Annotated in this window: 8 protein-coding genes; 6 read left to right on the top strand and 2 right to left on the bottom strand. The window is 35.3% G+C overall.

Annotated features, from left to right (window positions below; genetic code table 11):
- The 6 genes from RMR19_RS00040 to RMR19_RS00015 form a co-directional block, all read left to right on the top strand.
- Window positions 1-703: 3-dehydroquinate synthase (locus RMR19_RS00040; RefSeq protein WP_310601500.1), on the top strand; the 703-nt coding region annotated here is incomplete at its 5' end.
- Between the two features lie 16 nt (window positions 704-719).
- Window positions 720-1,223: a signal peptidase II gene (gene lspA, locus RMR19_RS00035; RefSeq protein WP_310601499.1), complete on the top strand. Its 504-nt coding sequence runs from the start codon at window positions 720-722 to the stop codon at window positions 1,221-1,223.
- Window positions 1,220-2,161 carry an RluA family pseudouridine synthase gene (locus RMR19_RS00030; RefSeq protein ID WP_310601501.1) on the top strand — a complete coding sequence of 314 codons (942 nt, stop codon included), beginning with the start codon at window positions 1,220-1,222 and terminating at the stop codon, window positions 2,159-2,161. Before lspA ends, RMR19_RS00030 begins: the two co-directional genes overlap by 4 nt.
- A 35-nt stretch (window positions 2,162-2,196) precedes the next feature.
- Complete coding sequence (locus RMR19_RS00025; RefSeq protein WP_310601498.1) at window positions 2,197-3,480, top strand: ATP-binding protein; 1,284 nt, start codon at window positions 2,197-2,199, stop codon at window positions 3,478-3,480.
- Between the two features lie 376 nt (window positions 3,481-3,856).
- The gene (locus RMR19_RS00020; RefSeq protein WP_310601497.1) at window positions 3,857-4,219 is read left to right on the top strand and encodes a BlaI/MecI/CopY family transcriptional regulator; all 363 of its coding nucleotides are present in this window, start codon (window positions 3,857-3,859) and stop codon (window positions 4,217-4,219) included.
- Between the two features lie 369 nt (window positions 4,220-4,588).
- Complete coding sequence (locus RMR19_RS00015; protein ID WP_310601496.1) at window positions 4,589-5,668, top strand: tyrosine-type recombinase/integrase; 1,080 nt, start codon at window positions 4,589-4,591, stop codon at window positions 5,666-5,668.
- Between the two features lie 85 nt (window positions 5,669-5,753).
- On the opposite strand, the gene RMR19_RS00010 is transcribed toward RMR19_RS00015, so the two are convergent.
- Complete coding sequence (locus RMR19_RS00010; RefSeq protein WP_310601495.1) at window positions 5,754-7,823, bottom strand: glycoside hydrolase family 10 protein; 2,070 nt, start codon at window positions 7,821-7,823, stop codon at window positions 5,754-5,756.
- 11 nt (window positions 7,824-7,834) lie between these two features.
- On the bottom strand, window positions 7,835-10,021 hold the full coding sequence (locus RMR19_RS00005) for an N-acetylmuramoyl-L-alanine amidase (protein WP_310601494.1): 2,187 nt from the start codon (window positions 10,019-10,021) through the stop codon (window positions 7,835-7,837).
- Between the last annotated feature and the right edge of the window lie 246 nt (window positions 10,022-10,267).

Genomic DNA, 10,267 nt, shown 5'->3' with positions numbered 1-10,267 from the left:
GCTTTCCATGGTGGACAGCAGCATTGGAGGCAAAACAGGTGTAGATTTCAAATGCTATAAAAACATGGTGGGGGCTTTTTATCAACCCCAAGCTGTCTATATTAACTTATCCGTATTAGATACATTACCGAACCGTGAATTTTATTCTGGTTTTGGTGAAATTATTAAACATGGCTGTATTTTAGATGAAAAATATTATGATAGTTTAACACGGAATTATCTCGAAGTTTTAAATCGGGATTACGAAGCTTTAGAAGCTGTTGTTTATGGAAGCTGTGTGATCAAACAAGGAGTTGTGGAAGCCGATCCTACCGAGCAGAACCAGCGTGCCTTATTGAATTTTGGACACACAATCGGTCATTCCATTGAGCGATTTATGAACTTTTCATTATTACATGGAGAATGTGTTGCTCTTGGCATGGTAGCAGCTGCCTATATTTCCTGTCGGCGTTGTTATATATCAGAAGATATGAGGGATAACATTATCTCATTCATAAAAAAATATCATTTGCCAGTATCATTTCATAGTGATAAAGACCATGAAAAAACCCTGGAAGAACTGGTTGCCATCACAAAGCATGACAAGAAAATGGATTCTGGTCAAGTTAAATTTATCTTACTAAAGAAAAATGGAAATGCATTTGTTGATCGAAGCGTAACAGAAGAAGAACTTAAGGAAGCTATCGCTTTTATTATGGAATAAATTAGGAGTGTGTTAGATGAAAAAATGGAGCATATTTTTAGGGGTAAATTTTATACTGGTTCTGCTGGATCAATTTACGAAGCATCTGGCCAAATCTCATTTAATGGGAAATAATGATATTCCTATTATTGATGGGGTTTTTCGCCTCCAATATCTGGAAAACCGTGGGGCTGCTTTTGGTATTCTGGAAAATAAGATTGGTTATTTTATTATTGGGACCCTCATTGCATTGGGTGTTCTCTGCTATGCTTATCAAAAGCTGCCAGATACTCGACGATATCTGCCAATGAAGATTCTTCTGATCTTTATTTCTGCAGGAGCAATTGGAAATTTTATTGATCGACTTTTTAATAATTATGTCGTGGACTTTTTCTATTTTGAATTAATTAACTTTCCAATTTTTAACGTGGCAGATTGCTATGTGACGGTTTCTTCCGTAATTTTTCTAGTTTTAGGAATCTTTTATTATAAAGATGAAGACTTTGAATTTTTAAAATGGAAAAAAGGAATATCGGTATGAATGTTTTAGAGGAAACAAGGGTTTTTGAGGTTGAGGAAACGACTGGCGAACAAAGAATTGATAAATATTTATCTTCCATAGAGGATTCCCTAAGCAGAAGTTACTTACAAAAGCTCATAAAAGATCAACAGGTTTTGGTAAATGGTGTTCCGGTAAAATCCAATTATATTGTCAAAGCCTTTGATTTTGTTGAAGTTAAGGTTCCCGCACCTGTTGCTTTGGAAATATTACCAGAAGCGATTCCCTTATCCATTTTATATGAAGATGATGATGTTATCGTAATTGATAAACCCAAAAATATGGTAGTACACCCTGCACCAGGACATTATACAGGAACGATTGTAAATGCTTTATTATATCACTGTAAAGACAACCTGTCTGGAATAAATGGAGTTTTACGTCCTGGGATTGTTCACCGGATTGACCAGGATACCACCGGCGTAATCGTTGTTTGTAAGAACGATAAAGCACATAATTCATTGGCAATGCAACTAAAAGAACATACCATTACCAGACGATATGAAGCTATCGTATATCATCATTTTAATGAAGCAGAAACAGAGGGAGTCGTAAATGCACCGATTGGTCGGCATCCCATAGACCGAAAAAAAATGGCTATTAATAATAAAAATGGAAAAGAAGCGATTACTCATTATCGGTTGATTCGTAATCTGGAACAGAATCTAGCTCATATAGAGTGTCAGTTAGATACCGGACGTACTCATCAGATTCGGGTTCATATGTCCAGTATTCATCATCCTTTACTGGGAGATGAAGTATATGGACCAGCAAAATCAAAATTTCGTTTAAATGGACAGACTCTTCATGCCAGAGTCTTGGGATTTATTCATCCCTCTACAGGCGTTTACATGGAATTTGAGGCGCCTTTACCTGCTTATTTTCAAGAATTACTGCATAAGCTTGAAAATAAGCTATAATAGAAATCAAAAAAATAGAAGAGAAGGCTGATTTTTTGAAACGAAAGCAATTAGATTATCTTATCGAATGGAAAAATGCCAAAGAAAAATGCCCTTTATTTATTACCGGAGCAAAAGGAGTCGGAAAGACTTACTTAGTTTTGGAATTCATAAAGGATTTTTTTCGTAATCGAATTTATATGAATTTTGAACAGAATCCTGCGTCTTTTCATTGTTTTGAACAATTGGATTTGCATCAGATGAAAGAAGAGTTGGAAAATGATTACCGTATAATGCTTACCGAGAATACCGTTCTGGTTTTAGATGAATTGGAATTTAATTCGCCTTTAGCAGAAAATATTCTCAACTTAAAAAGCATCGTACCTGATTTATCCATTATCTTTATTTCCAGTCATTGTTCCATTTTACCGGTGACTTCTTTTTTGTATGACAGTCTTTTCATAGCTCCCATTGATTTTAAGGAGTTTTTAGAAGCGCTGGGATATGATTGGTATGCCGACATTATCGAAGAGCACTTTGTAGATTGTAAGCCTTTGCCTGCAATACTTCACCGAGAATTTCTAAATCTCTTTGATAAGTATCTGGTAATCGGCGGTCTTCCTGCAGCTGTAAATGAATACATACAATTGGAAACAATCGCAAACACTCCAGAGCAGCATCAGCGAATCGACTTTTACTATCAAAACTATGCTCAGTCAAGGCTATCCGAAGGGGATTACCTGAAAGCAAGAGCATTATATAATTCCATACCATTACAGCTGTCCAAAAAAAATAAAAAATTTCAATATTCACTGGTTCGCAGAGGTACCACACACAGTCTATATGAAGCGCAAGTTGACTTTTTAGTAAATCATAATCTGCTCTTAAAAGCAAATCCACTGCCTCAATACGACTTTGAAGACCAACATAATAATCGATTTAAACTCTATCAATCCGATGTTGGAATGCTTTTATCAAAAGCCACGAAAGATTTAAATTATTATTCGGTTGAGAGCAAAAAAGAATTTTCAATAGGACTTTTGGAAAACTACATTGCCGGATGTCTATTTCAGAATGGATTTCCATTGTTTTTTTGGGAGTCCGACTCCAGGGCCAAAATTGATTTTGTTCTGTCAAAAGAAGAGAAGTATATACCAATTGAAGTTTTTGCAGATAAAAATACCCGTTCCAGAAATGTATTTGAATTCTCCAAAGAATTTCCCATAGAATATCAAATGAAAATTTCCATGAAAAATTTCTCGAAAGAATTTTCTAGTAATAAAAAGGTAAAATACATACCATTATATGCGACTTACTGCATAACCAAATACAACATCTAGTAATAAAAAACAGTCCTATTTGGGGGACTGTTTTTTATTATTTTTGCACAAAAAAATATTACAAATTTATGTACTTTTTTGCGTAAATATTACAAAATCGTATTGACAAATCATTTCTAGTAATGTAGAATGAATTTGCTCGCACCTTCTACATAGGTAGATTTCAAGTAGATTTGTGCTTTTTATAAATAAATACTCTGCATCATTTAATGCAGTTTTTAATATAAATCGCTTGTTTTTTTGAACCAAGCAGCATCCGTCACTACAGCGGTAGAACTGTGATTTTGCAAGGTTTTTGCCATATATAAAATAGCATGATTTTGTCGTTTGGAAAAGCATTCTACTTTAATAGAAATTTCTAGCAGGAGGTTCGTTTATGAAAGAAATACGTTTACACGAAGGCGAATTGAATATAATGGAGCTTTTGTGGTCCAATAAAGTTTTAGCCGCTAAGGATATTTCAAAGATTATCAAGGAGTATATTGGCTGGGAAAAAAATACAACATATACCGTTATAAAACGCCTGATTGACAAAGGTGCAATTGCTCGTGAAGAACCCGGTTTTTTATGTAAGGCATGCATCTCCAAAAAGGCGGTTCAGGATATTGAAACGAAAGCATTGATTAATAAGTTATACAATGGTTCCTTAAGTAATTTTTTAACCGATTACTTGAAGAACCAATCATTGTCTAATGCAGAAATTATGGAATTACAGCGAATTATAAGTGAGCGAAGATAGTGCCTGAATTGGGCACTATTATTTTGCACCTTAGCTCTATTCGCAAAACCCTAGTTTTTCAAAAAGAGTTGAATGTTTTTATCGGATGTGGTACAATTTGGTTATATCATATGAACTAATTCGTATTTATAAATTATTTCTTCTTGTCTATACTTTAATTATTTTCTTTTTTTTGTTGCCTATACTTTAATTTATATCTATCGGAAATTATCTATGGACTTTAAGATTCACATTAACTGATTTTTTTAATTGATTAAATTCTTTGATCTTAAATGTAATCAAAAAATAAATACTTTGATTTTAAATGTAATCAGCTTTACTTTTATCACATTATAATTATTTTTTGTTTTGTAGAAAGGAGTTTTATAAATGACACCATCAAATAATAAAGCAAGCACATTGCCATACAGCAAACAAGTTACGATAGAGAATACCCAAAGACTTCGTGAACTGCAAAATACATTGCCTAACTTCTGTCGTGAATATTTTCGAGGTATTGAACCTAGAACTGCAGCCAGAACCAGAATCAATTATGCCTATGATTTAAGAGTTTTTTTCCAGTTTTTAATAGATACAAACCCTAAATTCAAAGATTATATGACGGCTGATTTTACCTTAAATGACCTGGAACCATTACAATCTGTAGATATAGAGGAGTATCTGGAATACCTTAAGCTATATAATAACTCCGAAGGAAAGGTTCATACAAATGACGAGCGTGGGCTTCACCGAAAACTCTCCTCTCTTCGCTCCTTCTACGCCTACCTTACAAAACGCCAGTTATTATCCTCTAATCCAGCCGTCTTAGTAGATATGCCCAAGCTTCATTCAAAAGAAATTATTCGCTTGGATTATGATGAAGTAGCAACCTTGTTAGATGTTGTTGAGCATGGTGGAAATCATTTGTCCGGCATGAAAAAAGTATATTACGAAAAGAATAAACTGCGAAATCTGGCAATTTTCACCCTACTCCTTGGTACCGGAATCCGTGTCTCCGAATGCGTTGGACTGGACTTAACCGACATAGATTTTAAAAATGATCGAATTAAAATAGTTCGAAAAGGAGGAAAAGAAGATTTTGTTTACTTTGGAAATGAAGTCGAAGAAGCTTTGGAAAATTACATTGAAGTTAGCCGCCTTAATACAGTGACCAAGCCCGGACATGAAAATGCCCTGTTTTTATCCATTCAAAAAAGCCGTATGACACCGCGGGCAATTGAAAATCTGGTTACAGAATACGCCAGTCAGGTAACAACTCTAAAGCATATTACTCCACATAAATTGCGTAGTACTTATGGCACAAACCTTTACAGGGAAACAGGCGATATTTATTTGGTTGCAGAGATTTTAGGCCATAATGATGTAAATACTACAAAAAAACATTATGCTGCCTTAGACGAGACCCGTAAACGAGCTGCCGCCAATATTGTTCGTTTACGAGAGAGTTAACACTAATAAAAATATCGGTATTCCACTGACTGGAATACCGATAAAAAGATTAACTTAATGGTATTGCTTAATTTATAGACAGATATTAATTAAAAAGAGAAATTAAATTTTGGACTTCTTTTTTTGCCTTAGGTACAAGTAAAGACTCATATCGAAAAAGCATATAACCGTCTACTGCTCCAGTATTTCTGCCATATTCAACCTGACGCTTTAAAATCGTATCTGATTTTGACCAAGAAACGTCCGTATAGCCTTTGGCTATTTTTTCTGAATCGCCTGCACGATAAGCAGCTAATCCAATATACATATTTATGGTTTCACTTACTTTTATTTTATTCCATTCGTTTACGATAGTCTTGTATGGTGCAACTGGGTGTTCAAAGCTCCAATAAATTTGTGGACAGATATAATCGACATAATCAGAAGAACTGAGCCATTTCTTAATGTCCACGTAGTAACTGGAAGTTGATAATAGATTGCTGATATTTCCAGCCGGACTGATTCCAAATACACAATTTGGGTTGATCTCCTTGACTGTGCGATACACCTTCTGAACCATATTGCTTACATTATCCCTTCTCCATTGTGGGATATCCTCTGGAGAAATTCCACTTGCTTTGCAAGCCTCTACATATTCATTGTACTCTATGTTATCAAAATTCTTTTTATAACCGCTTCCCAAAGAAGGGTAAAAATAATCGTCAAAATGAATACCATCTACTGCATAATTTTCAACTATTTCTCGCACTCCATCTGCAATCAAATTTTGAACCTCAGGAATTGCTGGATTATAATATAACTTTCCGCCGTAAGCCAGTACAAAACGTTCTGTTATACCATCATTTGACCAACTTCTGGCTAGATTATCTTCTGATAAGGTATTTGGGTTGGTTCCGCTTAAAGAAACACGGTATGGATTAATCCATGCATGAATTTCTAAATTTCTTTTATGGGCCGCCGTTACCATATATTCCAATGGATCATAACCTGGATCCAGCCCCTGCTCCCCAGAAGCATATTTTGACCATGGGAAATATTGTGATGGATACATGGCGTCGCCCATGGGTCTTACCTGAACGATTACCGTATTTAAGTTCATTTTAACGCAGTTATTATAAATCGTATCTATGTATTTTTTAAATTCACTATAAGTGTATTCTTTGAATTTATCAAATTCCAGATAACTAATCCAAACAGCCTTAAGCTCCATATTAATCTGTATGGTAGCTACGGACTGATTCCCCGCATTGTCCTCTGCGTATATGGTGTATTTTCCCGCTGCACTAATTGTAAAGGAACTCAAATCATCTACAATGTTTTTGCAGGTGGACCACTTTTCAGAGTCTGTTTTATAGGTTCCTTTCAAGTACTTTATCGTTTTAATGCCAGATTCTTCATCCGTTGCATTGACCATAACCGTTGCCACTTGCGACATAACCGAATAGGTAGGATTCAAAACTGGAGCTGTCAGGTCAATATTATTTATGCTTACCATCTGAATGGTGACGTTGCCAGCTTTGTCCTGAAGGAATATGGAATAATCTCCATTCTTTTTTATAGTTATTTTCCCAGTACCCTTGGCAGTCAATTTTACTGTTGTGCCTTTTTCTGCAAAATCCTCTTCTGTTTTTTGACCAGACAGATATTTTGCTAAGGCTATTCCGGATTCATCATCTTCCACCGTAAGATTTAATGTAATATTTTTATTAGTTGGCTCGGTTGTACTCTTTTCTACCGTTAATAGGGGAACAGTCCGGTCAATATTAGAAACTGTAATTTTCTGGATTTTGGTGTTTTTTTCATTGTCCATAGCATAAAAAGTATAAACACCATTCTCTTTGATTGTTACCGCTGCTTTTCCGCTTTTTAATGTAATCGTTTTTCCATTTACCCTAAAATACTCATTGGATCTTGATTTACTGGCCCATTTTACCGTTTTTACTCCTGAAGCATCCGAGACCTTTATTGTCAACTTGACATTTCCATTGGTCGGAACTTTATCTGTGAGCGTCATGGTAATTTTCGGCGGGGTAGAATCTTTTTTTGCTGCCTTCGCTGACACTGGCATAAAACTGATTGAAATCAAAAGTAATAAAATTACTACAAAACATTGAAGAAAATAATTATGAAAAAAAATTTTTTTATTTATATTCATTAATCTTAATCCTATCTTCCTGTGCTATAGTTGTCAAATACAGACACCGTTGCATCGTAAATGGATCTTGCTGCTGCATCCTGGAATTCCGGGTCAATCAAGCAGGCATAGTCAGCTGCATTGGAAAGGAATCCTAACTCGATTAAAACGGATGGAACTGTGTTTTTCTTAATTACAACAAACTCTGCTGTTTTTACACCTCTTTCACTTAGTCCTAAATCCCAAATTAATTGTTCATAAAAAATACTTGCTAAATCCTGACTATTCAAAGAGCCCATCATACTAGTATTAGTGTTGGTTTTGGAATAGAATACTTCTGTTCCGCTGGCTGATGATGACGCTGAATTCATGTGCAGGCTGACGAACAAATCAGCACCTACTGATTTTGCAAATGCAGCTCGTTCATCCAGGCTGATAAAGGTATCATTGCATCTGGTCCAATATGCTTTTATATTAGATTCCGGGCTGTTAAAATATTCTTTTGCATATTCATACAGAATGGTATAATTCAAATCTTTCTCGAAGGTTCCTGTTTTGGAAGTACCTGGATCTGATCCGCCATGACCGGCATCCAATACAACAATCTTATCGTAGATGAGATTTGGATTGGCAATTTTCACCCCTACATAAGTACCGCAATCAAGTAACTCAAATCCCTGCAGTTTGGTTGTGTTTACAGTGATTTTTGTATTTCCAAAATCAGGTTCGACAATTACACTGTTAACAATTGATAGATCATAGTTTATTGGGTTGGTTACAAAATAGGCTGTATAGTCGCCTGGTATTAAAAGAGTGAATTGCTTTTTATAATATAAGTCTTCGGTTGTTACTGAGTCAAAGGTAACGCCCTGAGGAAGTGTCATCTTAAGCTGGAACATACCAGCTGCAATATCAGCATCATAACCATTCCCAATCACAATACTGAAGATCTTACCAGATGTCTTGGTATAGTAACCGCTGTTATAAGCCTTCTGGATGGAAATCTTGACGCCATTATTATATGGTTCTATGGTTATCCCTTGCACATATTGAGTATCCATTGAATAATTGTTATAAGAACAGCCACTATAGATATCATCCAGGTAAACATCCAGGTATGTTCCATTATCAATAACGGTTGCTACAGGCAAGTTTTCACCCGTTACATTGATAACTTCAGAACCATTGGAGGAAAAACCTTCTACCTGAGTTATCATGGAAATCCCCTCAATTTTGGCCCATTGCTCGGTGAAAAATGGCTTTGGCTTGGTGGTAATAACGGAGGTTGCGGTATCAGAATCCCAGCGATATGCATAGCCTAAATTAGTTGCGACAAATTCAGCCGGTACCATAACATGGCTTTTTCCGGTCTGCTTATTATATATTAATCTTGGAGCTGTTCCCATTTTTTTCTCTTGTCCATTTACAAGTGCTGTTGTGGAGTTCAAAGTCATGAGAATTTCTATATCATTTTGTGAAATAATTACGGTTTTGCTTGCCTTATCATAAACATAGTCGGCCCCTAAATTGGCTTTAAAAACCTTATTGGCTTGAATCAGTGTTGTATTATTAAAAATAAGTCCTGGCATTTCCATAACTGAAATGCTTTTTTCATCAAAAGATACCTTTCCTTGGGTTCCAGCATATATAGTCCAATCTTTATCATATTTGATAATAAATGGGCTTGTTATGTCTGCCGCTTTGCTTTTCGTATTCCATACATATGTATAGCCTAATGCTTCTGCTACAAATCGAGATGGTACATATATTTTTGTAACATTCTTTCCCGTAAAGGTGATATTTTTAGGTGCTTCGTCCAATGTCTTTTTGATACCATTTACATAGGCTGTTTTGCTGTTTACAGTCATGACTACGGTTATACTATTGTTGGAAATTGTGATTTTTTTAGCTGCAGAATTATAAGAATAAGTTCCACCTAGGCCACTTGCAAATACATTTTTAGCGGGTACCATGCAGGTGTTATTTATGAGTACTCCTGGTGTCCCACCAAGATTTATATTTTTCTTATCCAGAGTTACTTTTGCCTCTACGTTGGTGTATTTATAGGTCTTTCCATTGTACCGGATACTTAACTGCGCAGCATCAGCACGTGCACATGGCAGGATTCCTCCAACTATAAGTCCGAGTACCACCATGAAGGCAGTCAATAATCTATATATATGTAAACGTTTTCCTCTTTTTTCTTTTTTCCTTAACATAATCTCACCCTTCTTTTAACACTGTTTTCACGGCTTTCTAAAAATAATCCTATTAATTAAAAGTGTTAGAAATGTGTCAAGTATTGGAAAAAAAAGAAACATTCTGTCATAATTTAGTACTGTGACTTCACTTGTATGCGTAAGTTAAGTTACAAACGTCAAGAGTAAAAGATGATTTTTCTTTTACTCTTATATTTTGATGTACAGTATGGTCAGTATGAATATTATAAAAAACTGTGGAAAGTA

Origin of the sequence: Anaerosporobacter sp., assembly GCF_031551385.1 — a bacterium.
In the GTDB taxonomy this organism is placed as follows: Bacteria; Bacillota; Clostridia; order Lachnospirales; family Lachnospiraceae; genus Anaerosporobacter.
This window is presented reverse-complemented; position numbering and strand designations above follow the sequence as displayed.

Excerpts from the sequence above, each read along its gene's own strand:
- RMR19_RS00005 (WP_310601494.1), bottom strand. The coding sequence starts at position 10,021 with ATGTTAAGGAAAAAAGAAAAAAGAGGAAAACGTTTACATATATATAGA.
- RMR19_RS00030 (WP_310601501.1), top strand. The coding sequence starts at position 1,220 with ATGAATGTTTTAGAGGAAACAAGGGTTTTTGAGGTTGAGGAAACGACT.
- RMR19_RS00020 (WP_310601497.1), top strand. The coding sequence starts at position 3,857 with ATGAAAGAAATACGTTTACACGAAGGCGAATTGAATATAATGGAGCTT.
- RMR19_RS00015 (WP_310601496.1), top strand. The coding sequence starts at position 4,589 with ATGACACCATCAAATAATAAAGCAAGCACATTGCCATACAGCAAACAA.
- RMR19_RS00010 (WP_310601495.1), bottom strand. The coding sequence starts at position 7,823 with ATGAATATAAATAAAAAAATTTTTTTTCATAATTATTTTCTTCAATGT.
- lspA (WP_310601499.1), top strand. The coding sequence starts at position 720 with ATGAAAAAATGGAGCATATTTTTAGGGGTAAATTTTATACTGGTTCTG.